The 24,455-nt window shown below is 62.5% G+C and carries 23 protein-coding genes; 10 read left to right on the top strand and 13 right to left on the bottom strand.

What is annotated here, in order from left to right:
• Nucleotides 1-57 precede the first annotated feature (57 nt).
• Entirely contained in the window at nt 58-855 is a 798-nt protein-coding gene (locus tag EDF75_RS01790) for an SDR family oxidoreductase (protein ID WP_133596723.1), read from the top strand.
• A gap of 93 nt (nt 856-948) precedes the next feature.
• Nucleotides 949-1,734 carry an SDR family oxidoreductase gene (locus EDF75_RS01785; protein WP_133596721.1) on the top strand — a complete coding sequence of 262 codons (786 nt, stop codon included), beginning with the start codon at nt 949-951 and terminating at the stop codon, nt 1,732-1,734.
• A 68-nt stretch (nt 1,735-1,802) separates the two neighbouring features.
• On the opposite strand, the gene EDF75_RS01780 is transcribed toward EDF75_RS01785, so the two are convergent.
• Nucleotides 1,803-2,516, bottom strand: coding sequence for a GNAT family N-acetyltransferase (locus tag EDF75_RS01780; protein WP_133596719.1), 714 nt, complete (start codon nt 2,514-2,516; stop codon nt 1,803-1,805).
• A 210-nt stretch (nt 2,517-2,726) separates the two neighbouring features.
• Between EDF75_RS01780 and EDF75_RS01775 the strand changes: the two genes are divergently transcribed.
• From EDF75_RS01775 to EDF75_RS01755, 5 genes are all read left to right on the top strand, one after another.
• Entirely contained in the window at nt 2,727-4,295 is a 1,569-nt protein-coding gene (locus tag EDF75_RS01775; RefSeq protein ID WP_133596717.1) for an ABC transporter substrate-binding protein, read from the top strand.
• 92 nt (nt 4,296-4,387) lie between these two features.
• Nucleotides 4,388-5,437: an ABC transporter permease gene (locus EDF75_RS01770; protein ID WP_234577424.1), complete on the top strand. Its 1,050-nt coding sequence runs from the start codon at nt 4,388-4,390 to the stop codon at nt 5,435-5,437.
• Entirely contained in the window at nt 5,437-6,270 is an 834-nt protein-coding gene (locus EDF75_RS01765) for an ABC transporter permease (protein WP_045854396.1), read from the top strand. The genes EDF75_RS01770 and EDF75_RS01765 overlap by 1 nt, the downstream gene beginning before the upstream one ends.
• Nucleotides 6,263-7,099, top strand: a complete 837-nt coding sequence (locus EDF75_RS01760) for an ABC transporter ATP-binding protein (protein ID WP_133596715.1) — start codon at nt 6,263-6,265, stop codon at nt 7,097-7,099. The genes EDF75_RS01765 and EDF75_RS01760 overlap by 8 nt, the downstream gene beginning before the upstream one ends.
• A complete protein-coding gene (locus EDF75_RS01755; protein WP_133596713.1) occupies nt 7,086-7,790 on the top strand; it encodes an ABC transporter ATP-binding protein in 705 nt (234 codons plus the stop codon). The genes EDF75_RS01760 and EDF75_RS01755 overlap by 14 nt, the downstream gene beginning before the upstream one ends.
• Nucleotides 7,791-7,856: 66 nt before the next feature.
• Here the strand turns inward: EDF75_RS01755 and EDF75_RS01750 are convergent, their stop codons facing one another.
• Entirely contained in the window at nt 7,857-9,194 is a 1,338-nt protein-coding gene (locus EDF75_RS01750; RefSeq protein WP_133596711.1) for an aspartate aminotransferase family protein, read from the bottom strand.
• 180 nt (nt 9,195-9,374) lie between these two features.
• Between EDF75_RS01750 and EDF75_RS01745 the strand changes: the two genes are divergently transcribed.
• Nucleotides 9,375-10,139 (top strand): SDR family NAD(P)-dependent oxidoreductase, encoded by a 765-nt coding sequence (locus tag EDF75_RS01745; RefSeq protein ID WP_133596709.1) that lies wholly within the window; start codon nt 9,375-9,377, stop codon nt 10,137-10,139.
• A 50-nt stretch (nt 10,140-10,189) separates the two neighbouring features.
• Here the strand turns inward: EDF75_RS01745 and EDF75_RS01740 are convergent, their stop codons facing one another.
• The 4 genes from EDF75_RS01740 to EDF75_RS01725 are packed head-to-tail and all read right to left on the bottom strand — an operon-like array spanning nt 10,190 to nt 13,163.
• Complete coding sequence (locus EDF75_RS01740; protein WP_133596707.1) at nt 10,190-10,951, bottom strand: amino acid ABC transporter ATP-binding protein; 762 nt, start codon at nt 10,949-10,951, stop codon at nt 10,190-10,192.
• On the bottom strand, nt 10,944-11,609 hold the full coding sequence (locus EDF75_RS01735) for an amino acid ABC transporter permease (RefSeq protein WP_133596705.1): 666 nt from the start codon (nt 11,607-11,609) through the stop codon (nt 10,944-10,946). Before EDF75_RS01735 ends, EDF75_RS01740 begins: the two co-directional genes overlap by 8 nt.
• Nucleotides 11,610-11,622: 13 nt before the next feature.
• The gene (locus tag EDF75_RS01730; RefSeq protein WP_045854390.1) at nt 11,623-12,264 is read right to left on the bottom strand and encodes an amino acid ABC transporter permease; all 642 of its coding nucleotides are present in this window, start codon (nt 12,262-12,264) and stop codon (nt 11,623-11,625) included.
• Between the two features lie 47 nt (nt 12,265-12,311).
• Complete coding sequence (locus EDF75_RS01725; RefSeq protein WP_133596703.1) at nt 12,312-13,163, bottom strand: transporter substrate-binding domain-containing protein; 852 nt, start codon at nt 13,161-13,163, stop codon at nt 12,312-12,314.
• Nucleotides 13,164-13,395: 232 nt separating this feature from the next.
• Here EDF75_RS01725 and pdxR point away from each other — a divergent pair, with 232 nt between their 5' ends.
• Entirely contained in the window at nt 13,396-14,862 is a 1,467-nt protein-coding gene (gene pdxR, locus EDF75_RS01720) for a MocR-like pyridoxine biosynthesis transcription factor PdxR (RefSeq protein WP_133596701.1), read from the top strand.
• 28 nt (nt 14,863-14,890) lie between these two features.
• Here pdxR and EDF75_RS01715 read toward each other — a convergent pair whose 3' ends face one another.
• The 7 genes from EDF75_RS01715 to EDF75_RS01685 are packed head-to-tail and all read right to left on the bottom strand — an operon-like array spanning nt 14,891 to nt 22,928.
• The gene (locus EDF75_RS01715; protein WP_133596700.1) at nt 14,891-16,159 is read right to left on the bottom strand and encodes a Zn-dependent hydrolase; all 1,269 of its coding nucleotides are present in this window, start codon (nt 16,157-16,159) and stop codon (nt 14,891-14,893) included.
• Complete coding sequence (locus EDF75_RS01710; RefSeq protein ID WP_133596698.1) at nt 16,149-17,333, bottom strand: amidase; 1,185 nt, start codon at nt 17,331-17,333, stop codon at nt 16,149-16,151. Before EDF75_RS01710 ends, EDF75_RS01715 begins: the two co-directional genes overlap by 11 nt.
• Before the next feature lie 18 nt (nt 17,334-17,351).
• Nucleotides 17,352-18,362 carry an ABC transporter ATP-binding protein gene (locus EDF75_RS01705; protein WP_095094823.1) on the bottom strand — a complete coding sequence of 337 codons (1,011 nt, stop codon included), beginning with the start codon at nt 18,360-18,362 and terminating at the stop codon, nt 17,352-17,354.
• Nucleotides 18,352-19,395 carry an ABC transporter ATP-binding protein gene (locus EDF75_RS01700; RefSeq protein ID WP_095094821.1) on the bottom strand — a complete coding sequence of 348 codons (1,044 nt, stop codon included), beginning with the start codon at nt 19,393-19,395 and terminating at the stop codon, nt 18,352-18,354. Before EDF75_RS01700 ends, EDF75_RS01705 begins: the two co-directional genes overlap by 11 nt.
• A 3-nt stretch (nt 19,396-19,398) precedes the next feature.
• Entirely contained in the window at nt 19,399-20,292 is an 894-nt protein-coding gene (locus EDF75_RS01695; protein ID WP_095094819.1) for an ABC transporter permease, read from the bottom strand.
• A 2-nt stretch (nt 20,293-20,294) separates the two neighbouring features.
• A complete protein-coding gene (locus EDF75_RS01690) occupies nt 20,295-21,248 on the bottom strand; it encodes an ABC transporter permease (RefSeq protein ID WP_045854382.1) in 954 nt (317 codons plus the stop codon).
• An 18-nt stretch (nt 21,249-21,266) separates the two neighbouring features.
• Entirely contained in the window at nt 21,267-22,928 is a 1,662-nt protein-coding gene (locus EDF75_RS01685; protein WP_133596697.1) for an ABC transporter substrate-binding protein, read from the bottom strand.
• Nucleotides 22,929-23,290: 362 nt separating this feature from the next.
• On the opposite strand from EDF75_RS01685, the gene EDF75_RS01680 reads away from it, so the two are divergent.
• Nucleotides 23,291-24,406: a YbdK family carboxylate-amine ligase gene (locus tag EDF75_RS01680; RefSeq protein WP_133596695.1), complete on the top strand. Its 1,116-nt coding sequence runs from the start codon at nt 23,291-23,293 to the stop codon at nt 24,404-24,406.
• The last annotated feature ends 49 nt before the right edge of the window (nt 24,407-24,455 follow it).

The raw sequence follows: 24,455 nt of genomic DNA, 5'->3' as shown, positions 1-24,455 counted from the left end.
GGACAACACTCATTGCGCCGGGCGTCGCCCGCCCGGCCTCGCTAAAGGGAAACTAATATGAACAGAAATTTTCACAACAAAACGATTGTTATTACCGGAGCCTGCCGCGGCATTGGCGCGGGGATCGCCGAGCGCTTTGCGCGCGATGGCGCCAGGCTGGTGATGGTCTCTAACGCCGCTCGCGTCCATGAAACCGCGGAAACCCTGCGCCAGCGCTACCAGGCGGAGATTCTCTCCCTCGAGGTCGACGTCACCGACGAGGCCCAGGTTCAGTCTCTGTATGAGCAGGCCGCCGCGCGCTTTGGCACCATTGACGTCTCCATTCAAAATGCCGGGGTAATCACTATCGACTACTTCGACCGTATGCCAAAGGCCGATTTTGAGAAGGTGCTGGCGGTCAACACCACCGGCGTCTGGCTGTGCTGCCGCGAAGCGGCTAAGTACATGGTCAAGCAGAACCACGGCAGCCTGATTAATACCTCTTCGGGCCAGGGCCGCCAGGGCTTTATCTACACCCCGCACTACGCCGCCAGCAAGATGGGCGTTATCGGGATCACCCAAAGCCTCGCCCACGAGCTGGCGCCGTGGAATATCACCGTTAACGCCTTCTGCCCCGGGATTATCGAGAGCGAAATGTGGGACTACAACGACCGCGTGTGGGGAGAAATCCTCAGCAGCGATAGCAAGCGCTACGCCAAAGGCGAGCTGATGGCGGAGTGGGTTGAAGGTATCCCGATGAAGCGCGCGGGGAAACCGGAAGATGTCGCCGGGCTGGTGGCGTTTCTCGCCTCCGACGACGCGCGCTACCTCACCGGACAAACGATTAACATCGACGGCGGCCTGATTATGTCCTGATCCCCGCGGGGGAATGTCGGGCAGCGAGGCTTCACTACGGATGGTCCGGATACCGCGCCGGGCCACGGAATATTCATTAACAGAGTAACGACTATGATCGCCAAAGATTTTGCTCAACAGCTGTTTAATCTACAGGGACGCGTCGCCTTCGTCACCGGCGCGGGCAGCGGGATCGGCCAGACCATTGCTTACGGGCTGGCCAGCGCCGGTGCGCGGGTCCTGTGCTTCGATCTGCGGGAAGACGGCGGCCTAACCGAGACCGTGAATAACATCGAAGCCATCGGCGGCCAGGCCTGCCTGTATACCGGGGACGTGCGCCAGCTCGGCGATCTCCGCGCCGCCGTCGCGCTGGCAAAAAGCCGCTTCGGCCGCCTGGATATCGCCGTGAACGCCGCCGGTATCGCCAACGCCAACCCGGCCCTGGAGATGGAAGCCGAGCAGTGGCAGCGGGTGATTGATATCAACCTCACCGGGGTGTGGAACTCCTGTAAAGCCGAGGCGGAGCTGATGCTGGAATCCGGCGGCGGCTCGATCATTAATATCGCCTCCATGTCCGGCATTATCGTTAACCGCGGCCTTGAGCAGGCGCATTACAACAGCTCTAAAGCGGGCGTCATCCATCTGTCAAAAAGCCTGGCGATGGAGTGGGTCGGCAAGGGGATCCGCGTGAACTCCATCAGCCCCGGCTATACCGCCACGCCGATGAACACCCGTCCGGAGATGGTCCATCAGACCCGCGAATTCGAAAGCCAGACGCCGATTCAGCGGATGGCGAAAGTTGAGGAGATGGCGGGCCCGGCGCTGTTCCTCGCCAGCGACGCCGCGTCATTCTGCACCGGCGTCGACCTGGTGGTCGACGGTGGATTTATCTGCTGGTAAACCGCGCCGCCTCTTCGACCGCATCAGCCCTTTGACGCGGCCCGCTACGCGCCTCCCCCTCCGGTTATTCAGGCGGGGGAGAGCGCTTCCCGGAACTCATCCAGCCGCTTTATCTGCCGCCCCTCGGCATCGAAGTTGTCCGCCGCCAGCCACGCCCGCAGTTCGGCGTCGCGCTGCGGCCATTCGCCGTCGATAATCGACAGCATGTCGCTGTCGCGGCTGCGCGCCTTGCGCACCATCTTCTGGCGCAGGCGCCCCTCCCAGGTAAAGCCCAGCCGCTCGGCGGCCCGGCGGGAGGCGATATTCATCGAGTCGCACTTCCACTCCAGGCGCCGGTAGCCGGCGGCAAACGCGTACTTCAGCAGCAGCCAAACCGCCTCGGTGCCCAGCGGGGTATTTTTCATCTTTCGCGACCAGGTGACGTGGCCGATCTCCACCGAGCCCATCGCCTGCTCAATCGCCATAAAGCTCACCAGCCCCACCGCCTGACCGGAGCCGAGATCGATAACCGCAAAGGGGACCAGCGCGTCGTCGCCGACTTTGCCTGCCACCCAGTGCGCCGTGGCCTCCACGGTTTCGGGGCGCGTGCTGGCAAGCCAGGTCCAGTCGCTGCCGTCACCCAGGGCGTAGGCGGCAAACAGATCGGCGGCGTGTCGCCGGGTATCCAGCGGCTCAAGCCGGCAATAGCGTCCCGTTAACGCGCTGCGCTTTAGCACGCTGGCGCCCTGCCAGCCAACGACCACATCGTTCACCTGCTGGCCATACTGATTGATTTCCGGCATTTTCACGTTCCGTTAAATTGTGATCGAATTGTTATATCAAGAAGCGCGGCGTGCAGAAAGCCGGCGGCGTAACTTTTCACTCATCGCCCGATGATATTGATTATGCTTTTTAAGCATAAGCTTATCCGCATTTTGACTTTACGCCTTTGGTGAAGGGGCCTAATTTAGCGGCACATCAATAATCAAAACATCATTTTTCAGGGATTGCTCATGACTAAAAAACTGCTGTCATTACTGGTGCTGACCGCGCTATCCGCCGCCGTCCATGCCGCCACGCCGCCAACCACCCTGGTGGTTGCCCAGGGCCTCGACGACATCGTCAGCCTCGACCCGGCGGAAGCCAACGAACTCTCCAGCATTCAAACGGTACCGAGCCTCTACCAGCGTCTGGTGCAGCCGGACCGCGACAACCCTGAAAAAATCACCCCCGTTCTGGCCGAAAGCTGGCAGGCGGACCCGGCGGCGAAAACGCTGACCGTGAAGCTCAAGCCCGACGCGAAGTTCGCCTCCGGCAACCCGGTACGCCCGGAAGATATTATCTTCTCCTACACCCGCGCGGTGACCCTGAATAAATCCCCGGCCTTTATCCTCAACGTCCTCGGCTGGCAGGCGGACAACATTGCCGGCCAGCTGAAAAAGGTGGATGACCACACGCTGGTGCTGCACTGGACCGCCGAGGTGAGTCCGGCGGTGGCGCTGAATATTCTCTCCACGCCTATCGCCTCTATCGTCGATGAAAAGCTGGTGGCGCCGAATGCCAAAGATAACGATTTCGGCAACGGCTGGCTGAAGATGCACTCGGCGGGCAGCGGGGCCTTTAAAATGCGCGTTTACCAGCCGCATCAGGCCATCGTGCTGGAGGCCAACGACAGCTCGCCCACCGGCGCGCCGAAGCTGAAAAGCATCATCATCAAAAACGTGCCCGATCCGGCCTCCCGCCGCCTGCTGATCCAGCAGGGTGACGCCGACGTGGCGCGCGACCTGGGCGCCGATCAGATTGCCGCCCTGCAGGGCAAGCCCGGCGTGAAGGTGCTGAGCATTCCGTCGGCGGAACAGAACTACCTGGCGTTTAACACCGGCAACGCCGCCAACCCGCTGCTGAAAAACCCGGCGCTGTGGGAGGCCGCGCGCTGGCTGGTGGATTACGACGGCATCACGAAGGACCTGCTCAAGGGCCAGTATTTCGTCCATCAGAGCTTCCTGCCGGTGGGTCTGCCGGGGGCGCTGGACAACAATCCGTTTAAATTCGACCCGGCGAAGGCCAAAGCGATCCTCGCCAAAGCCGGAATTAAAGACGCCCACTTCACCCTTGATGTCGAAAACAAACCGCCGTTTATCACCATCGCCCAGTCCATGCAGGCCAGCTTCGCCCAGGGCGGCGTGAAGATCGACCTGCTGCCGGCGGCCGGTAGCCAGGTATACGCCCGGGTGCGGGCGAAGCAGCATCAGGCGGCGATTCGCCTGTGGATCCCCGACTACTTCGACGCCCACTCCAACGCCAGCGCCTTTGCTTACAACGACGGGAAGTCGAGCACCGTGGCCGGTCTTAACGGCTGGCAAATCCCGGAGCTGAATAAAGCCACCCTCGCGGCGGTGGCCGAGCCGGATGCCGCCAAACGCCTCGGACTCTATAAACAGATGCAGGAAGAGCTGCAGCGCAGCTCGCCGTACGTGTTTGTCGATCAGGGAAAAACGCAGATCGTGGTCCGCGACAACGTCAAGGGCTACCAGCAGGGGCTGAACGCCGATATGGTCTGGTACGATCGGGTCAGCAAATAGCGATATTTTAGTCACCCGGATCCGGCGTTACGCTGCGGTCCGGGGATTTTACCCGCAACGGTTACACTGCACTCTTTACCTACGGAATAACCATGTCTGCTGTTTCACCCACCGGAGCGGAGCGGCGCGCAAAGCGCCCTCTGCTCGCGCTATTTCAGGGGCTGCTGACCCTCGCGCTGACTCTGCTCGGCCTGCTTCTGGTGACCTTCGCGCTCTCGGCGCTGTCGCCGGTTGACCGGGTTTTGCAAATCGTCGGCGACCACGCCAGCCAGTCCACCTACGATCAGGTACGCCATCAGCTCGGCCTTGACCGGCCGCTGCCGGTCCAGTTCTGGCACTATCTGACCCGGCTCGCGCACGGCGATCTTGGCACCGCCAGCGCGACCGGCCAGCCGGTGCTTCACGACCTGCTCTCCACCTTCCCGGCGACGCTCGAGCTGGCGACGCTGGCGCTGATTATTGGCGCCCTGCTTGGCGTGACTGCCGGCGTGCTCTGCGCCCGCTACGTCGGCTCGCCCTGGGATCTGGCGGTACGCACCTTTACCCTGCTCGGCAACTCGGTGCCGATTTTTTGGCTCGGCCTGCTGATGCTGGCGCTGTTCTACGCCAGGCTGCAGTGGACGCCTGGCCCCGGGCGGCTGGACGATATCTATCAGTACAGCGTCGAGCCGCGCACCGGGTTTGCGCTGATTGACACCTGGCTGTCCGGTGATAGAGAGGCGTTTAAAAATGCCGTCGGCCACCTGCTGCTGCCGGTGCTGCTGCTGGCCTACTACTCGCTGGCCAGCATCACCCGCCTGACGCGATCCGCCTGTCTGAGCGAGATGAACAAAGAGTACGTCCTGCTGGCGCGCGCCAAAGGGGCCGGCGAAATGACGATCCTCTTTCGCCACGTGCTGCCCAATATTCGCGGCACCCTGCTGACGGTCATAGCTCTGGCCTGGACCGCCATGCTGGAAGGCGCGGTGCTCACCGAAACCGTCTTCTCATGGCCGGGAATCGGGCGCTATCTCACCACCGCGCTGTTTGCCGGCGACACCACGGCGATCATGGGCGGCACGCTGCTGATTGGCGTCAGCTTCGTCCTGATTAATAACCTTACCGACCTGCTGGTACGGTTAACCGACCCGAGGGTGCGCTGATGCCGACCTGGTTGTTTTTACGCCGCCTGCGCCGTTCCCCCGCCGCCTTCTGCGGGCTGGTGATTATTCTGCTACTGGTGCTGGTGGCGCTGTTCGCGCCGTGGCTGGCGCCGCTGGACCCCAACTGGCAGGATGCCGCCGCCCGCCTTCAGGGGCCGAGCGCCCAACACTGGCTCGGCACCGACAGCTACGGCCGCGACCTGCTTTCGCGCCTGATTTACGGCACCCGGCCGGCGCTGGGGCTGGTGGCGCTGGTCACCCTGATCACCCTTCCCGCCGGCCTGCTGGTGGGTATTCTCTCCGGCTACTACGGCGGCTGGCTGGAGCGCGGGCTGATGCGCTTTACCGACGTGGTGATGTCGATGCCGCGGCTGATTCTGGCCTTCGCCTTTGTCGCCATGCTCGGCCCGGGGCTGGTTAACGGCGCGCTGGCGCTGGCGCTCACCGCCTGGCCGGCCTACGCCCGCCAGGCGCGGAGCGAAATTCAGCGCCTGCGCCACAGCGACTACCTGGCGGCGGCGGAAATGATGGGCATTGGCGGCCGGCGGCTGCTGATGGGCCATATTCTCCCGCTGTGCCTGCCTTCGGCCATCGTGCGCCTGGCGCTGGATCTGGCAGGCATTATCCTCGCCGCCGCCGGACTGGGCTTTCTCGGCCTCGGCGCCCGCCCGCCGATGGCGGAATGGGGGGCGATGATCGCCGATGGGATGCAGGTGATTTTCGACCAGTGGTGGATTGCCGCCGCGCCCGGGGCGGCAATCCTGATTGCCAGCCTGGCGTTTAACCTGCTGGGCGACGGCCTGCGCGACGTACTGGAGCCACAACATGACTGATATCCGACTCAACGTCCAGGGACTCTCCATTGACTACCCCGGCGCCCGGGTAGTGAACGATTTAAGCTTTACGCTCGGCAACGAACGCCTGGCGCTGGTGGGCGAGTCGGGCTCCGGGAAATCGATGACCGCCCGCGCCCTGATGGGGCTGGTGCGCAGGCCGGGCGTGGTCAGCGCCGGCGCGCTCAACGTGCTGGGCCGCGACGCGCTCACCCTCAGCAGCCGCGGCTGGCGCGCGCTGCGCGGCAACGATATGGCGATGGTGCTGCAGGACCCGCGCTATGCGCTAAACCCGGTGCTCAGCATTCAGGCACAGCTGGAGGAGGCGCTTACGCTCCACCAGCGCCTGAACCGCCGCCAGCGGCTGGAGGCGGTGAAAGCCGCCGTGGCCGCCGTGGGCCTCGATTTACCGGTGCTCGGCCGCTATCCGGGGGAGCTCTCCGGCGGCATGGGCCAGCGGGTGATGATCGCCCTTGCGCTCCTTAATAACCCGAAGGTGCTGATTGCCGATGAGCCCACCTCGGCCCTCGACGCCCGCCTGCGCAACCAGATCCTCGAGCTGCTGGTCGAACAGTGCGAGCAGCGGCAGATGGCGATGCTGCTGATCAGCCACGATCTGCCGCTGGTGGCCGAGCACTGCCATCGGGTGCTGGTGATGTATCAGGGGGCGCAGGTCGATGGGATGGTGGCGCGCGACCTGCCTGCGGCCACCCACCCCTATACCCGCACGCTGTGGACCTGCCGTCCCGACGCGCAGACCTACGGCCGGATGCTGCCGACCCTCGACAGAAATCAATCTTTTACGGAGGCGACGCATGACGGTCGTTAATCTCGCGGCGTTACGGGTAATTTTCGGCGCTAAAACGGCGGTTTCCGCCGCCAGCTTCAGCGTTGACGCCGGGGAAACCTTCAGCCTGATCGGCGCTTCCGGCTGCGGAAAATCCACCATTTTGCGGGTACTCGGCGGCCTGCAGCGCGACTGGAGCGGCGACGTCGCGCTGTTCGGCAAAGCCATTACGCCGGGCGTTCGCTTTCAGGGCCAGCTGCGGCGCAACGTGCAGATGGTGTTTCAGGACCCCTACGCCTCGCTGCATCCAAACCATACCCTGTGGCGCACCCTCGCCGAGCCGCTGGAGATTCACGGCATCAGCGATATTGCGCAGCGGGTGACGACCGCCCTGGAGCAGGTTAGGCTGCCCGCCGATGCCGCGCGCCGCTATCCGCACCAGCTTTCCGGCGGCCAGCGCCAGCGCGTGGCGATTGCCCGCGCGCTGCTGCTGCGCCCGCAGATTCTGCTGCTGGATGAGCCGACGTCGGCGCTGGATATGTCGGTACAGGCGGAGATCCTCAACCTGCTGAACCGGCTGAAGCAGGAGCACGGTATGACCTACCTGCTGGTGAGCCACGACGCCGACGTGGTGGCCCATATGTCGGACCGGGCGGCGTTTATGGCTGAAGGGGCGATCCAGCGCTTCTTCGACCGCGAAGCGCTGGTTAACGGCGAGCATCGGATGAGCTGAGGTTTCCGAACCGCGGGCCGCTCCCGGCGTAAATGCCTTATCCGGAAAGCGGCCGCGGCGTCTGTTCTACTCCGCCAGAGCGGCAAACCGGGCGAATACCGCGTCAAAAATAGCCAGCCCCTTGGCGACCTGCTCCGCGCTGATGGTGCACGGCGGCACCACGTGGATGCGGTTTTCCACCACGAAGGCCAGCAGGCCGGCCTCGGTTAATGCGCCCTTGATCGCCGCCATATCGGAGGCCGCCAGCGGCGTTTTCCGCGCACGGCTGCTGACCAGCTCCAGCGCCTGGAACAGCCCGCGCCCGCGCACCTCGCCGATGATAGCGTGCTTCTGTGCCAGCGCCTCCAGCCCCTCGCGCAGCACGCCGTTGCCAATCGTCGCCGCGTTTTCGACGATCTTTTCCTCTTTCATCGCGTCGATAGTGGCCACGATAGCCGCCATCGCCAGCGGGTGGCCGGAGTAGGTCAGACCGCCGGCAAAGAAGTGGTCGTCAAAGTGGCGGGCGATCGGCTCGCTAATCAGCACCCCACCCGCGGGCACGTAGCCGGCGTTAACCCCTTTGGCGAAGGTCACCAGATCCGGCACAATCCCATCCTGCTCAAAGGCAAACCAGCTGCCGGTGCGGCCAAAGCCGGCCATCACTTCATCGAGGATCAGCACGATGCCAAACTCGTCGGCCAGCGCCCGCACGCCCTGCATATAGCCATCCGGCGGCACAAGGATCCCGGCGGTGCCCGGAATAGATTCCAGCAGGATCGCGGCAATCGCGCCGGGACCTTCGCACTCGATCATTCTGCGCAGGTGCGCCAGCGCGCGCTGGCACTCCTCCTCTTCGCTGGCGGCATTGAATTCGCTGCGGTAGAGGTACGGGTTGAAGAAGTGAACGTGGCCGCGTGAATACTCGTTCGGCACCCGGCGCCAGTCGCCGGTGGCGGCAATCGCGCTGCCGGTATTGCCATGATAGGAGCGGTAGGCGGAGAGCACCTTATCGCGCCCGGTATACAGCCGCGCCATGCGGATCGCGTTTTCGTTGGCGTCCGCGCCGGCGTTGGTAAAGAACACCTTGCTAAAGCCTTCCGGCGCCAGCTCCACGATCCGCTTCGCCGCTTCGCCGCGGGCGAGGTTGGCGGTAGCCGGCGCGATGGTCACCAGCTCCTCCAGCTGCGCCTTCATCGCCGCCAGCACCCGTGGATGCTGATAGCCGATATTGACGTTGACCAGCTGGCTGCTGAAATCAAGGTACGTTTTACCTTCGTAATCCCACAGCTCGCAGCCTTTGGCTCCGGCAATCACCAGCGGGTTCAAATTGCCCTGCATCGACCATGAGTGAAATACGTAAGCGCGATCCAGTTGGCGTACGTCATCGTTGCTTACCGATACATCGTCTTGTAGTGCCAGCTTCATACCCTGCCCCTCTGATGGCGTTGTTGTTGTCACTATCATTGGGCGCATTGGCAAAAAAGGGATAGAGCCAGTGCGCGGCAGGCGTTGTGACACGGTGTCACATCGCCGCATGACGACTGGCCCTGTGCGCGCCCGCCGCCGGTTTTTATAGTGGGTGAACCAGGCACACAGGAGAATGAAATGACGACCAACAACGTGGTATTTATTACCGGGGCAACCTCGGGTTTTGGCGAAGCGGCGGCGCAGGTTTTTGCCGAGGCCGGCTGGTCGCTGGTGCTCAGCGGCCGCCGTCTGGCGCGGCTGGAGAAGCTGAAGGATGCGCTGAGCCAAAAGGTGCCGGTGCATATTATCGAGCTCGACGTGCGCGACGGCGACGCGGTGGAGGCGGCGGTGGCCGCGCTGCCGGCGGCCTTCGCCGATATCAAAACCTTGATTAACAACGCCGGGCTGGCGCTGGCGCCGCAGCCGGCGCAAAAGGTTGACCTGCAGGACTGGAAAACGATGATCGATACCAACGTCACCGGGCTGGTCAACGTCACCCACGCGCTGCTTCCGACGCTGATTAAGCACGGCGCCGGGGCCTCGATTATCAACATCGGCTCGATCGCCGGCCAGTGGCCCTATCCGGGCAGCCACGTCTACGGCGCAAGCAAGGCGTTCGTGAAGCAGTTCAGCTACAACCTGCGCTGCGACCTGCTGGGGACCGGGGTGCGGGTCACCGACCTCGCGCCGGGGATCGCCGAGACCGAATTCACCCTGGTACGCACCAAAGGTGACCAGGCGGCATCCGATAACCTCTATCGCGGCACCACGCCGCTGAGCGCGCAGGATATTGCCGGGCAGATGTTCTATATCGCCACCCTGCCGGATCATATGAATATCAACCGCGTGGAGGTGATGCCGGTACGTCAGGCCTGGCAGCCGTTCGCCATCGATCGCGATTAAAGCAGCGTATTAAGAAAGCCCGGTCGGCCAGCCGACCGGGCTTTTTAGCGCTAGCGGCTGCTCTGCAAAAACTGCCGCACCCGCTCGGAGTCCGGGTTAGTGAAGAACTTCTCCGGCGGCGCTTTCTCGATCAGCAGCCCCTTATCCAGAAACACCACCTCGTCGGAGACCTGGCGGGCAAAGTCCATCTCGTGGGTCACCACCACCATGGTGTAGCCCTCGGCCGCCAGCGCTTTCATCACCCCCAGCACTTCGTTGACCAGCTCGGGGTCCAGCGCCGACGTCGGTTCATCGAACAGGATCACCTCCGGCGACATGGCCAGCGAGCGGGCAATCGCCACCCGCTGCTTCTGCCCGCCGGAGAGGGTAATCGGCCAGGCGTCGGCCTTGTGCGCCATGCCAACCTTCTCCAGCTGGCGCAGGGCTATCTCGTTGGCTTCGCCGCGCTTCATGCCCTTCACGTGCAGCAGGGCTTCGCTGACGTTCTGCTGCACGGTCAGGTGCGGCCACAGGTTAAAGCTCTGGAAGACCATGCCCACCCGCTCTCGCACCTTCGACAGCTGGCGGTGGGACATCGCCCGGCCGCTGCGTTCATCGACCCCGAGGCGCAGGCCGCCGATATGGATCTCGCCGCGATCCGGCTGCTCCAGCCAGTTCATGCAGCGCAGCAGCGTCGATTTTCCGGAGCCCGACGACCCCAGAATGCTGACCACCGAGCCTTTTTCAACCGTCAGGTTGATGTCGCGGAGCACTTCAATATTATCGAACTGTTTGGAGACGTTTTTAATGCTGACAGCGGTTGAATCAGGCATGGCTCATTCCTCTTTTCGCTCCCCAGGCGCTCAGCCGCTTAATCAGCAGCTCCAGCAGAATGCCGATCGCCCAGTAGAGCGCAATGGCGACGATAAACGCGTTAAACGGGATAAACCAGGTCGCCTGGACGCTGTTGGCGGCGGCGGTAATTTCCTGGACGGTGATAATGCTCAGAAACGCGGTATCTTTCAGGCAAATAATCAGCTGGTTGCCCATCAGCGGCAGCGATGATGAAACGATATTGGGCAGAATAATGCGGGTAAATATTTTGTAGCGCGAAAAGCCCTGGGCCACCGCCGCCTCAATATAGCCGCTGGAGAAGACCCGCCGCTGGCTGCGCAGTATTTCAAAGAAATAGGCGCCGTGATAAATAATCAGCGCCACCAGCCCCGCCGTCCAGGCCTCGAGGCTAATACCGATTTCCGGCAGTCCGTAATAAAGCAGATACGCGAGAATTAAAAAAGGAATGGCCCGCATCAGGCTGACGAAGCCAATAATGAGCCGGTTAAGGAACTTCTTCTGATATTCGCTGAGATAGCACAGCGCAATCCCGATAAATAAACCGGCCAGCGCCGCGATGATAAAGAGTTCAAGGGTGGCAAGCAAACCGGCAATAAAGCTCTCGCGCACCGACCAGATAACGGCCCACTGATTCATAGGATCTCCTGTTTTAGCGCGCCAGGCGTTTAGCTTTGCGTTCCGCCATACTCTGCAGCTTCAGCAGCAGCCCGATAATGACCACATACAGCAGCCCCGCGGCGAGGATCGGCGATAAAGGTTCGTAGGTCACCGAGGAGATACGGTTTGTGACGCGGGTTAAGTCCACCACCCCAATCACCGCAATCGCCGGGCTGCCTTTGATCAGAAAGGACATTTCGTTCACCAGCGCCGGCAGGCTCTCGATCCACATTTGCGGCAGCATGATGTAGCGGAAGTAGGTCCAGCGCCGCATGCCGACGGACTCGGCGGCCTCGCGCTGGTCGCGGGGGAAAGTGCGAAACGCGTTGCGCCAGATCTCGGCGTTAAAGGCCGAGGTATTCAGCGTCAGCGCCGCGATTGCCGACAGGTTCTTATCGAGGTTAATCCCCATCGTCGGTAGCGAAAGGAACAGAAACAGCACCAGCGTCACCAGCGGCGTGGCGCGGGCGAGGCTGATATAGACGACCAGCAGCTGATCGACAAGCGGAATTCGCATCATCCGCACCAGGGCGATCAGCAGGCCAATCACCACCCCGAGGGCGATGGCGATGGCCGAAATCCAGAGGGTCGTCCACGCGCCTTCAATCAATAACTGCCAGGAAATTGCATCCATGTTGCCCTCCTTCGCATCAACAGGCGGCGGTTGCCCGCCGCGACGTGTTACAGACCCGCCAGCTTATGGAACTGCTCAGGACTGGTTATCGCCTCCGTAGGGAGGTTATCGTAGGTCTCGCCAAACCATTTTTTCTGCAGCTCGGCCAGACGCCCCGTTTCACGCATATGGTTGATAAATTTGGTCATATAGGCCAAAAGCTGCGGTGAGTTTTTAGGAATAGGCCACGCCATATAGCCCGGACCGGACACCGCCAGCCCTTTGGCAAAGACCTTAGGCTTCGACTTCGCCAGGTCGTTTACCGAAATCACCACGTTAATTACGTAGTCAAGGCGCTTGTTGGCGAGATCGGCATAGGCTTCCGGATAGGAGGGATACTCCACCACTGGCCCAAGCTTGCCGCCGGTTTTCTCCAGCATCGCTTTCAGCTCCGGCAGCCGCGCCAGCAGCGCGCTGCCGGCCTGCAGGCCGACCTTTTTGCCGCTGAGGGCGGCGATGGTGTCGAGGGAGTCGTCCCCGGCGCGTTTCACGAAGTAGTGCTGGGCCGACGCCCACGGCGGAGTGAAGTCAAACACCTTCAGCCGGTCGTCGGTAATCACCGCGCCGGTAAGGGCCATATCGTACTGGCCGGTTGAAACCGCCGCCAGCAGGCCGGTCCACGGCAGGATGCTCTGGTCAACGTTGAATTTCGCGTATTTGCGTAACTCATCGAGCATATCTTTGTTAAAACCATCCGCCTGGCCATTATTCATAAAGTTAAAAGGCGCGTAATCATCCTCGGTCGCAACCTTCAGGGTGCCCGCTTTTTCGATTGCCGGCAGATCGGCAGCGGCTGCGTGATAAGAAAAGGCCATTGCCATAACGGCGCCCAGACAAACTGAACCCAATGATTTGTTCATCAATCTACCCCTTATTAATTCGCCAGACTGGTTCACTCCGGAACACGGAAAGGTTTTGCAAAATATGTGCCGACGGACGTTCCGGTCCACGACCGATAGACGGTTTCTTACTGTAGGGAGCGTTTTCAATTTCTGGATAGAGCCAGATTCGCCGCGCAGATGTGTCAGTCATTTTCAGGGTGGTATGGAGTTTGCAGCATGCCCGATACCCTATTTGCGTAAGGAGCTGAGCATGATCCGTCACCTTTTACACGTTGATTTCGACCCGCATCGCGGGCTGCAGGAACAGGTGCGAGAGACGCTGATTGACGCCATTCTGAGCGGCTTCTTCGCCGCCGATACCCCGCTCCCCTCCTGCCGTCAGCTGGCCAGCCAGCTGCGGGTCTCGCGCAATACCACGGCGCTGGTTTTTGAAAGCCTGGTCAACGAAGGCTATCTCATCAGCCGGCCGCGCAGCGGGTTCTATCTGCACCCGGACTACCTGCAGCCCGCCGCCGGCGCCGCCGTGCAGAGTGCACCGGAAGACGAGGCCGCTGCACCACGCTGGGGCGCCCGGCTGCAGATGACGCCCAGCCAGCAGGAGTCGATCCTCAAACCCGCCGGCTGGATGAACTACCGCTATCCGTTTATCTACGGCCAGCCGGATACCCGCCAGTTCCCGCTGGCCACCTGGCGCTCGGCGGCCAACTGGCTGCACGGCGGCGTGCGCGATCCGGCGTGGGTGGTCGATCACGTTGACCAGGACGTGCCGATGCTGATTGAGCAAATCCGCACCCGGGTGCTGCCGAAGCGCGGGATTGTCGCCGCCGCGGATGAAATTCTGATCACCCTCGGTTCGCAGAACGCGCTGTACCTGCTCACCCGCCTGCTGATGTCCTCCGCCACCCGGGTCGGCGTGGAGAATCCCTGCTTTCGCGAGGCGATCAATACCTTCCTGCTGGCGGATGCCGACATCGTGCCGCATCCGGTGGATGACGAAGGGATTGTGCTCAACGAGGCCCCCTGCGATTACTACTACGTGACCCCCGGCCACCAGGTCCCCACCGGCGTGGCGATGAGTAAGGCCCGGCGCAGCCAGCTGCTGGAGTACGCCGCGCGCCACGACGCGGTGATCGTGGAGGATGATTACGATTCGGAGAGTAACTTTATGCTCAACCCCCTGCCGGCGCTGAAGGCCAGCGATCGCAGCGGGCGGGTGGTGTACGTCAGCAGCCTGTCAAAGGCGCTGTCGCCGGGGCTGCGCCTGGGCTTTATGGTGGCCGACCCGGATCTTATCGACGAGGCGCGGGCGCTGCGGCGCCTGATCTATCGCCATCCGCCCACCAATATTCAGTATCAGATGGCGCACTTCCTCGCCCAGGGGCACTATGAAACGCACCTGCGGCGCTACCATTACGATTCGGCCCAGCGCTGGGATCGGCTCAATAGCGCCCTGCAGAACCATCTCCCGGAGTGCCGGATCATACCCGGCAGCGAGTACGCCAACGCCTTTTGGCTGGCGACGCCGGAACATATCAATACCCAGCAGCTCACCTGGCGCGCCGCCCATGCGGGAGTGCTGATTGAGCCCGGCGCGCGCCATTTTCTCAGCGACGCGCCGCCGGATAACTTCTTTCGTATGGGGTTCCACGCCATCAACCCCGACGCCATCGAGCAGGGGGTTGAGGTGCTGTGCGGCCAGCTGGAGCAGATGGGGTAGCCCGGCTAAGGGCTACCGTTGCGCAGGACTATAGCGCCCGGGCGTACTGCAGCATCACCTGCAGCAGCACGTTGGCGCCGGCGGTGACGTGTTCCGGCGAGGCGTACTCGATTTCGTTATGGCTGATGCCGTCCCTGCAGGGGATAAAAATCATGCCGGTGGGCGCCAGATAGCTCATGTACACCGCGTCATGACCGGCACCGGAGACGATCTCGCGGGCCGGATAGCCCAGCCGCTGCGCCGCGGCGGCAATCGCGGCCTGACAATCAGGATGGAACGGCGCGGCCGGATAGTGGCTGACCTCTTTCAGCGCCACCGCGAGGCCGCTCTCCTGTTCGATTTTGGCGATAAACTCCCGTAGCTGGCGGTCCATCTCATCCACCAGCGCGTCGCTGAGATTGCGCATATCAATAGAGAAGGTCACTTCACCCGGCACCACGTTGCGGCTGTTGGGATAGACCTGCACCCGGCCAACGGTCCCGCGCCCCTCTTCGCTGCGTCCGGCGATCGCCACCACCTCCTGCATAATGTGGGTTGCCACCTGCAGGGCGTCTTTGCGCAGGCGCATCGGCGTCGGCCCGGCGTGAGACTCCTGGCCGCTGACCACGCAGTCGTACCAGCGAATACCCAGCACGCCCTGCACCACGCCAATCACCTTCTCTTCGGCTTCGAGGATCGGGCCCTGCTCAATATGCGCTTCAAAGTAGGCGCCGACCGGCCGATCCCCCGGCGTCTGGCTGCCGATATAGCCAATGCGCGCCAGCTCTTCGCCCACCGTTTTCCCTTCCGCATCCTGCACGGCATAGATATCTTCCAGCGCAAACACGCCGGCAAAGACCCCGGAGCCCATCATCACCGGTACAAAGCGCGAACCCTCCTCGTTGGTCCAGAACACCACCTCAATCGGCGCTTCGGTTTCGATATCGAGGTCGTTCAGCGTGCGCACCACCTCCAGCGCCGCCAGCACGCCGTAGTTGCCGTCAAACTTGCCGCCGGTGGGCTGGGTATCAATATGGCTGCCGGAAACGATCGGCGGCAGCTGAGGGTTGCGCCCTTCCCGGCGCATAAAAACGTTGCCGATTTTATCAACGGTGACGCTCAGCCCGGCCTCTTTCGCCCAGCCGATCACCAGATCCCGCCCCTGCCTGTCGAGATCGGTTAAGGTCAGACGACAGCAGCCGCCTTTCGCCGTCGCGCCAATCTCCGCCAGCGCCATTAACGAATCCCACAGCCGTTCGCCGTTGACCCGACCGGCGTCAACCCCGGCGACCGGGGTAAAAAGGACATCACTGCTCATTGTCTTCTCCTTGCACAAAAGCGGCGGCCAGCTCCACCAGCAGACGATCGCTGCCGCGCGGCCCCAGGAATGAAATACCCAGCGGCAGGCCGCCCACCAGGGCGACCGGCAGCGTCACCTGCGGGCGCCGGGTCATAACGGAAATCAGCAACAGATCGTGCGACAGGCGGCGCACCGCCTCAATTTCAGCGGCCTGCGCCGTCAGCAGCGGCGCGCCGTCGGGCACCGTCGGCAGCACTAAGATGGCCTCGCCCAGCTGCCGATCCCACCAGGCGCTGAAGCGGGCCCGCAGCCGGCAGGCGCTGTCGAACTGCGCCGCCGTCACCGCTTTCCCCCACAGGAACCGCTCGCGCACGTCCGGCCCCAGCTGCAGCCCGTAGCGCTCAATCGTCTCTCCCTGCGCCTGCCAGGCTTCATAACCCTGAATCTGGCGGAAGGCGAGATAGATCTCATCGACGTCCGGCAGCGGCGCGCTGAGCGAGGCGATTTCACCAAAAGCGCGGCCCAGGCGCTGGCGTACCGGCAGCAGCGCCTGCTGGCTGCGCAGCGGCAGACGCGAAAACAGCGCCTCGTGGCTGGCCAGCCTGACGCCATCTACCGCCGGGCGCTCGCCGCCGAGCAGGCATTCGGCGACGGCGCGAAAGACCTCCGCCGAGCGGGCAAAGAAGCCGCAGGTGTCCATGGTGGCGCACAGCGGCTGGCAGCCGTCGAGGGAGATCCCCCCGTGGGTTGGCCGCAGGCCGAACAGCCCGCAGTAGCTCGCCGGCGTGCGCACCGAACCACCGGTGTCGGTGCCGAGGGCAAAATCGCAGGCCGCACTGGAGACCGCCGAGGCCGACCCCGAGGAGGAGCCGCCGGGAATATGATTCGGCGCCGCGCCGTTGCGCGGGGTGCCGTAATGCACGTTGTGGCCGCTCATCGAATAGGCCAGCTCGCTGGTGTGGGTTTTACCCATAAAGCGGGCGCCGCTATCCAGCAGCCTCTGCACGACCGGCGCGGTGCGGCTTTTAATCCCCGAGAGCGCCAGCAGATGCGGATTGCCGCCGCCGGTCGGGTAGCCCGCCACGTCGAACAGATCTTTTACCGCAAAGGTCATGCCGCTCAGCGGCCCGCTGTGCGCGTGCGGAACCGGGTGCGCCGGATAGGGCATAAACGCGCGAATATCATCCTGCATGCTTGTCTCCTTATTGCTTCAGGCGTACTGCGCCTGGTTCTCGACGCTGGCGGCCAGCTCCCGCCAGCGATGGCAGCTCACCACGTGACGCTGACCAACCTGCTCCGTCGCCGGCTGGCTTTGCCCGCAGACCGCCCTCGCATGGGGGCAGCGGTCGGCAAACGCGCAGCCCGCCGGCAGGCGCGCTAAGTCCGGCGGCGAGCCGGGGATGCAGCGCAGCGCGTCGCCTTTTTTAAGCCCCTCTTTCGGGCGGCTGCCCAGCAGAACCTGGGTATAAGGGTGGCGCGGACGGTAGAGAATATCCTCCATCGACGCCTCTTCGACGATGCGCCCGGCGTACATCACCGCCACGCGGTCGGCAATTTCCACCGCGGCGCCGATGTCGTGGGTAACAAAGATAATCGACAGCCCGCGCTCCTTTTGCTGCTCGCGCAGCAGGATCAGGATCTGGATCTGCACCGTCGCATCGAGGGCGGTGGTCGGTTCATCCGCCAGCAGCAGCTGCGGGTTGCACGACAGCGCGAGGGCGATCATCGCCCGCTGGCGCATCCCGCCGGACATCTCGTGCGGATAGGCATCCAGCCGCCGCTCGGGGCTAGGAATGCGCACCTGACGCAGCGCCTCCAGCGCCCGCTCCCTAGCCGCCGGGCGCGAAAGCCCTTCATGGCGGCGCAGGCCTTCGACGATCTGCTGGCCGACGGTATACACCGGATCGAAGGCCAGCAGCGGCTCCTGAAATATCATTGCGCAGCGCGCGCCGCGATAGCGCCGCAGCCGGGAAGCGCTCATCTCCAGCACCGCTTCGCCATCCACCCGCAGGGTTCCGGAAAGGACGCTGCTTTTGGGAGGATGCAGGCGCATCAGCGCTCTGAGGGTCACGCTTTTTCCGGAGCCGGACTCGCCAATCAGCGCCAGCACCTCGCCCTTTTGCACATCAAAAGAGACGCCGTTTACCGCATTGATCGTCTGACCGTCGCGGCGGAATTCAACCCGCAGATCGCGGATATGGACAAAGGCTTCATGCGACATGGCGTACCTCCCGTACGGCGATAGCGTGATGCCAGGGCGACGCCGGCTGCGCCATCAGGCAGGCGCTTTGATGCCCCTCCCCCACGCTTTCGAGGGCGGGTTTCACCTCGGCGCAGACCGTTCTGGCGTGCGGGCAGCGGGTATGGAAACGGCAGCCCGCCGGGGGTGAAATCGGGCTGGGCGGATCGCCGCTGAGCGGCGAGGTCAGGGTGCGGTTTTTCGGGTCCATTGACGGCATCGAACTCAGCAGCGCCCGGGTATAGGGATGGGCCGAGGCGGTAAACAGCTGCTCCGCTGGCCCGATTTCCACCACCTCGCCGAGATACATCACCAGGATCCGATCCGACAGCCAGCGCACCACGTGCAGATCGTGGCTGATAAATACGTAGGTCAGCTCCAGCGTGCGCTTCAGCTCCTGCAACAGCTGCAGCACCTGCGCCTCCACCGATTTATCCAGCGCCGAGACCGCTTCGTCGAGGATCACCAGCCGCGGCTTCATCGCCAGCGCGCGGGCAATATTCACCCGCTGGCGCTGGCCGCCGGAAAGCTCGTGCGGATAGCGGTGGGCAAAGCGCCCCGGCTCAAGGCCAACGTGCGCCAGCAGATAGCGCGCGTACTCGCTGGCCTCCTTCGCGCTGACCCCGTGCACGCGCTGGCCGAAGGCAATGCTCTCCTCCATAGTCATCCGCGGGTTGAGCGAGGCGTAGCTATCCTGAAACACCATCTGCACCTGGCGACGGTACTCTTTCATCGGCAGGCGGGATGATCCCACCTCAAGTCCGTCGAAAACCAGCTCGCCGCGATCCTGGTTCAGGAGCTGCATCAGCAGCCGCGCGGTGGTTGATTTCCCGCAGCCCGACTCTCCGACGACGCCCAGCGTTTCGCCTTTGACCACCGTAAAGCTGACGTCATCCACCGCCTGCACCACTTCATGTCCCTTTCCGCCGCCGGCGCGAAAGTACTTCAACAGATTGTTGACCTGCAGCAGCGGCTGGGCCGGGCCGCCGAGGTCAATATTGACAAAAGGTTGCATCGTTTACTCCTTGATCGCCATCGCCGCGCGCAGGCGGTCCGCGAGGATATTGAACGAAATGGAGGTGATAAAAATCATCAATCCCGGCAGGGCCGCCACCCACGGCTGGGTATAAATCGCCGTGCGCAGCGTGTTGAGCATCAATCCCCACTCCGGCTCAGGCGGACGCACGCCCAGCCCAAGGAACGAGAGCCCGGAGGCGAGGATCATGCAGACCGAAATTAAACCGGTTGAGAAGACGAAGATCGGTCCCAGCACGTTGCCTAACACCTGAACCCGGATAATCGTCAAAGCGCTGGCCCCGGTTGCCCGGGCGGCGTCGATATAGTCCATGTGCCGCACCTGGGCGGTGACGCTTTCGGCAATGCGCGCCACCTGCGGGACGAAAACCAGCGTTAACGACAGCAGCGCGTTGCCAATGCCCGCCCCCAGCGCGCCGGAGAGCGCAATCGCCAGCAGGACGGAGGGAAAGGCGTAAAACACGTCGATGGTGCGCATGATGATGGTGTTGGTTTTACCGCCCGCGTAGCCGGCGACGATGCCGATCGCTCCGCCGATGAAAAAGGCGAAGACCACCGGGACAATTCCCATAAACAGCGACAGCCGGGTGCCGAGAATCAGCCGCGACAGCATATCCCGGCCCAGCTCGTCGGAGCCCAGCGGAAAGCCGTCGGTGCCAATCGGCTTCAGGCGCAGAAACATCGACGTCTGGTAAGGGTCTTTCATTATCAGCCACGGGCCAAACAGCGCCAGAATAAGCAGCAGCAGAATAATTGACCCGACCGCCACGCCGCCGGGATCGCGCAGCAGGCGGCGGAATACGCCGCGCCAGTAGCCCTGCCGGGCGGGAATGGCCGGGGAAGCGGGTCGCGCTTTCGTCGTCAAGGTATCCACCATTGTCAGCTCCTCTTAATGCGCGGATCGAGGGCGGTTTGCAGAATATCCACCAGCAGATTGAGCAGCACAAAGAACAGCGCCAGCACCCAGATGGTGCCCTGCAGCAGCGGCAGATCGCGTTGGAAGATAGCGGTGTTGAGCAACAGACCGGTGCCGGGCCACGAGAATACCGTTTCCACCAGAATCGAGCCCCCCATCAGATACCCCACCTGCAGCCCCATGACCGCCAGCGCGGTGGGGGCGGCATTTTTCACCACGTGGAGGAAAATGCGCGATTCGCCCAGCCCGCGAGCGCGCAGCCCGACGATAAACTCCTGGCTCAAAATGTCGGCGACCTGCGAACGCACGGTGCGGGCAATGATCCCGGTCGGGATCACCGACAGGGTGATCGCCGGCAGCAGCATAAACTGCAGATGATCCCAATCCCACTGCCAGCCGATTTCGCCGATCGGCCCGCCGCCGGTGGCGGGTAAGACCGCCAGCTTGACGCTAAAGGCAATCACCAGCAGCATTCCCAGCCAGTAGTGCGGCACGCTGACGCCAAACACCGAGAGCACCGATGCCAGACGATCGATGATGCTGTTGCGAAAATAGCCGGCGACAAAGCCAAACAGGCTGCCGAGCACGAAGCCGATAATCGTCGCCAGCAGCGCCAGGCGCAGGGAGTAGCTGACGGCGGTCATCACTTCGCCGATCACCGGTCGTCCGGTGGCTACAGACATCCCTAAGTCGCCGTGCAGCGCCCGCCACAGCCAGTGAACGAACTGCAGCGGCAGCGGTTTATCAAAACCGTAGGCCTGCATCAGCGTCTGGCGCAGCGCCTCCGAGGCGTCCGGCGGCATCACCGACACCAGCGGATCCCCCGGCGCAATCTGCACCAGCATGAAACAGATTACCGCCACGCCGAGCATGGTCGGCACGGCCAACAGAACGCGGTATAGCAGCGTATTGATCATCTTTGGCTCCCGTCACGATTACTCTTTCTTACTCACCAGGCTGAGATCGATAAACCAGCTCTGCGGCTGCACCACGCCGCTAACCGCCGGCGAAATGGCCCGCGGTCCCACGTCATGCGCGACGAACAGGAACGGAACCTGGTCCACCAGCGCGGCGTGGAGCTCGCCGGCCGCTTTGTTCATCTCTTCGGGGGTAAAGGCGTGCTTCACCGCCGTTGCCAGCTTTTCGGTTTCCGGGGTGGAGAAATAGCCCCAGTTGGTCGCCACCGGCGGGAAGGCTTTGGCGGTCGAGAAGCGGATCATGCCGAAGTAAGGGTCGTTAACCGCCGCGCTGACGTTGATGGCATCAATGCCTTTCGCCGAAGGATCTTTTGCCCCGAGGCGCCAGTTGGTGAACAGGGTGTTCCATTCGGTCACCTTGATGTCGACGTTAAAGAAGCAGCTTTTCAGGCTCTGCTGAATGTACTCGTTCATCGGCAGCGGCTGCATCTGTCCGGAGCCGGAGGCCGAGGTGGCGACGGTAACGTGCAGCGGTTTACCGGTGCTGTACCCCGCTTCGGTCATCAGCTTACGGGCGGTTTCCGGGTCGTATTTGATCTGGAAGATGGGCTTGCCGTGCCACGGGCTGTCGGCCTCATAGACGCCGGTCGCTTCGGTCATATAGCCGCCAAGGTAGCTCTTCAGCTCCGCGCGGTTAAGGCACAGGTTGGCCGCCTTGCGCACGCGAATATCCTGCCACGGCGAGCCCTCTTCGAATGAGAACTGCCACGGCCACAGGTGCGGCTGGGTGTTGGCGTAGATTTTAAAGCCCTGGGCTTTGATTTGATCCACCGCGTCCGGGGCCGGAGCCTCAATCCAGTCCACCTGCTTCGACAGCAGCGCCGCGGTGCGGGCATTGGCCTCCGGGAGCGGGATCAGCACCACCTTATCGACCCGCGGGATGCGGTCTTTATTCCAGTAGTCCGGGTTTTTATCGAGAATCAGCTGCTGGCGGGGAACCAGTTTTTCCATTTTGAACGGGCCGCTGCCCACCGCATGGGCGGCGAACTCCGTCCACGCCAGCTTGCTGCGCGCGGCGGTATCGCCGGCGCTGGCCGGCACCGCGGCATACAGCTTCTGCCATGCCGTCGGCGAGACGATAAACAGGTTGGTAATGTTGTACGGCAGCAGGGCATCGGCTTCGGAAGTGGTGAGCGCGACGGTGCGATCGTCAATTTTTTCGGCCCCGGTCAGCGTCGGCATGCGGGACAGCGTATTGCCGATCTGCCCTGGGGCATACTGCGGCGCATTTTTGTTTAAGACCTTATCGACGTTCCAGACGATGGCGTCAGCGTTAACGTCGGTACCGTCATGAAACTTCACCCCGGGGCGCAGGGTAAAGATCCAGAGGGTCTGATTTTGCGGGTCAACGTGCCACTCCGTCGCCAGGCCCGGCACCAGCCCGCTCGGTTTCTCCCCCTGCGAGAGGTCCCATTCCACCAGCGCGTCATACAGCGGGATGCCGGTAAAGCGGTTGCCTTCATAGCCCTGGTCAGGCTGGCCGAGGGTTAACGGGATATCGGCGGCGGTCATCGCGATCCGCAGCGTTGAGGCGCTCGCCTGCAGGGAGGTCAGCAGCGCCAGCGCGCCGGCCGCGGCGACGAGGGGGCGTTTACGCAAAGGTACGGTATTTTTGAGCATCACATTGTCCCTGTTAAATAAAAAGTCGTTATTTAACAGGCAAGATGCATACCACTTCTGAAAGCAAGGAAAATAAGTGTGAAAGCGCTTATAAAATAAGAATAAATTATACTATCTACATGATATGTATTAATAAAATAATAACAGCTTATTCTTACGCACCGCCGTTGTGAAATATGTTGCAGAACTGCACCAGCCTATTTTGTCGCGGCAGGTAATAATAACGCAGCGGAAGCTTATATAAAATAAATTCATAATTCCCCTCAATTTATAAGCGTTTGTCCCACTCATCCAACGGGACAGGCTCTAAGCCGGAAAAATTTTACCTATACTTCCTGCATATCCGTACGCAAGGAATCGCCATGTCATTACCTGATTTTCACGTTTCGGACCCTTTTACGCTCGGTATCGAGCTGGAGCTGCAGGTGGTCAACCCGCCGGGATACGATCTGAGCCAGGACTCCTCGGCGCTGATTGCGGCCGTGGAGGACGCCATTCCTGCCGGGGAGGTTAAGCACGATATCACCGAGAGCATGCTGGAGGTGGCGACCGGGATTTGCCGCGACATTCACCAGGCGATGGCGCAGCTGACCACTATTCAGCAGGAGATACTGCGCGCCGGCGCGCAGCAGCATCTGCAAATCTGCGGCGGCGGCACTCATCCGTTTCAGGCCTGGCAGCGCCAGCAGATCAGCAGCAACCCGCGCTACCTGAAGACCGTCGAGCACTTTGGCTACCTCGCCCAGCAGTCAACGGTGTTCGGCCAGCACGTCCACGTTGGCTGCCAAAACGGCGACGATGCGATTTATCTTGTCCACGGATTGTCGCGCTACGTGCCACATTTTATTGCCCTTAACGCGGCATCGCCCTGGCTCGACGGGGCCGACAGCGGATTCGCCACCGCCCGCCTGAACCTCTTTTCCGCCTACCCCGACAACGGTCCGATGCCGTGGGTTACCGACTGGCAGGCGTTTAACGGGCTGTTCCGGCGCCTCAGCTATACCAGCATGATCGACAGCATGAAGGATCTGCACTGGGACATTCGCCCCAGCCCGCGCTTCGGCACCGTTGAGGTGCGGGTGATGGATACCCCGCTGACCGTGGCGCAGGCGGTGAATATCGCCGGCTATATTCAGATAATTGCCTGCTGGCTGCTGGCGGAAAGGCCATTTAAGCCGCAGCCCGAGGACTATCTGCTCTATCCCTTCAACCGCTACCAGGCCTGCCGCTACGGCCTCGAGGGGATCGTCACCGACGTCCACTCCGGGGAGCAGCGCAGCGTCCGGGAAGAGATTCTACGCCTGGCAGAGCGCCTGGCGCCCTTCGCCCACCGGCTCAACGCCACCAGCGCCCTTGACGCCATCGTCCGCCAGGCGCAGCGGGATCGCAGCGAGGCCCAGCGGATGCGCGAATTTGTCGCTAACGGCGGCTCGCTGATCGGCCTGGTGCAAAAGCACTGCGAGATCTGGGCTGCGTAGCGGCGGCAAAAAGGTATACTGCCCGCCTTTGCCGCCTCAAGGAATGCCC

This window comes from Klebsiella sp. BIGb0149, from assembly GCF_004362605.1.
GTDB classification, from domain to species: domain Bacteria; phylum Pseudomonadota; class Gammaproteobacteria; order Enterobacterales; family Enterobacteriaceae; genus Klebsiella; species Klebsiella terrigena.
This window is presented reverse-complemented; position numbering and strand designations above follow the sequence as displayed.

Coding starts and splice junctions, on each gene's coding strand:
- EDF75_RS01790 (WP_133596723.1), top strand. CDS start 58: ATGAACAGAAATTTTCACAACAAAACGATTGTTATTACCGGAGCCTGC.
- EDF75_RS01785 (WP_133596721.1), top strand. CDS start 949: ATGATCGCCAAAGATTTTGCTCAACAGCTGTTTAATCTACAGGGACGC.
- EDF75_RS01780 (WP_133596719.1), bottom strand. CDS start 2,516: ATGCCGGAAATCAATCAGTATGGCCAGCAGGTGAACGATGTGGTCGTT.
- EDF75_RS01775 (WP_133596717.1), top strand. CDS start 2,727: ATGACTAAAAAACTGCTGTCATTACTGGTGCTGACCGCGCTATCCGCC.
- EDF75_RS01770 (WP_234577424.1), top strand. CDS start 4,388: ATGTCTGCTGTTTCACCCACCGGAGCGGAGCGGCGCGCAAAGCGCCCT.
- EDF75_RS01765 (WP_045854396.1), top strand. CDS start 5,437: ATGCCGACCTGGTTGTTTTTACGCCGCCTGCGCCGTTCCCCCGCCGCC.
- EDF75_RS01760 (WP_133596715.1), top strand. CDS start 6,263: ATGACTGATATCCGACTCAACGTCCAGGGACTCTCCATTGACTACCCC.
- EDF75_RS01755 (WP_133596713.1), top strand. CDS start 7,086: ATGACGGTCGTTAATCTCGCGGCGTTACGGGTAATTTTCGGCGCTAAA.
- EDF75_RS01750 (WP_133596711.1), bottom strand. CDS start 9,194: ATGAAGCTGGCACTACAAGACGATGTATCGGTAAGCAACGATGACGTA.
- EDF75_RS01745 (WP_133596709.1), top strand. CDS start 9,375: ATGACGACCAACAACGTGGTATTTATTACCGGGGCAACCTCGGGTTTT.
- EDF75_RS01740 (WP_133596707.1), bottom strand. CDS start 10,951: ATGCCTGATTCAACCGCTGTCAGCATTAAAAACGTCTCCAAACAGTTC.
- EDF75_RS01735 (WP_133596705.1), bottom strand. CDS start 11,609: ATGAATCAGTGGGCCGTTATCTGGTCGGTGCGCGAGAGCTTTATTGCC.
- EDF75_RS01730 (WP_045854390.1), bottom strand. CDS start 12,264: ATGGATGCAATTTCCTGGCAGTTATTGATTGAAGGCGCGTGGACGACC.
- EDF75_RS01725 (WP_133596703.1), bottom strand. CDS start 13,163: ATGAACAAATCATTGGGTTCAGTTTGTCTGGGCGCCGTTATGGCAATG.
- pdxR (WP_133596701.1), top strand. CDS start 13,396: ATGATCCGTCACCTTTTACACGTTGATTTCGACCCGCATCGCGGGCTG.
- EDF75_RS01715 (WP_133596700.1), bottom strand. CDS start 16,159: ATGAGCAGTGATGTCCTTTTTACCCCGGTCGCCGGGGTTGACGCCGGT.
- EDF75_RS01710 (WP_133596698.1), bottom strand. CDS start 17,333: ATGCAGGATGATATTCGCGCGTTTATGCCCTATCCGGCGCACCCGGTT.
- EDF75_RS01705 (WP_095094823.1), bottom strand. CDS start 18,362: ATGTCGCATGAAGCCTTTGTCCATATCCGCGATCTGCGGGTTGAATTC.
- EDF75_RS01700 (WP_095094821.1), bottom strand. CDS start 19,395: ATGCAACCTTTTGTCAATATTGACCTCGGCGGCCCGGCCCAGCCGCTG.
- EDF75_RS01695 (WP_095094819.1), bottom strand. CDS start 20,292: ATGGTGGATACCTTGACGACGAAAGCGCGACCCGCTTCCCCGGCCATT.
- EDF75_RS01690 (WP_045854382.1), bottom strand. CDS start 21,248: ATGATCAATACGCTGCTATACCGCGTTCTGTTGGCCGTGCCGACCATG.
- EDF75_RS01685 (WP_133596697.1), bottom strand. CDS start 22,928: ATGCTCAAAAATACCGTACCTTTGCGTAAACGCCCCCTCGTCGCCGCG.
- EDF75_RS01680 (WP_133596695.1), top strand. CDS start 23,291: ATGTCATTACCTGATTTTCACGTTTCGGACCCTTTTACGCTCGGTATC.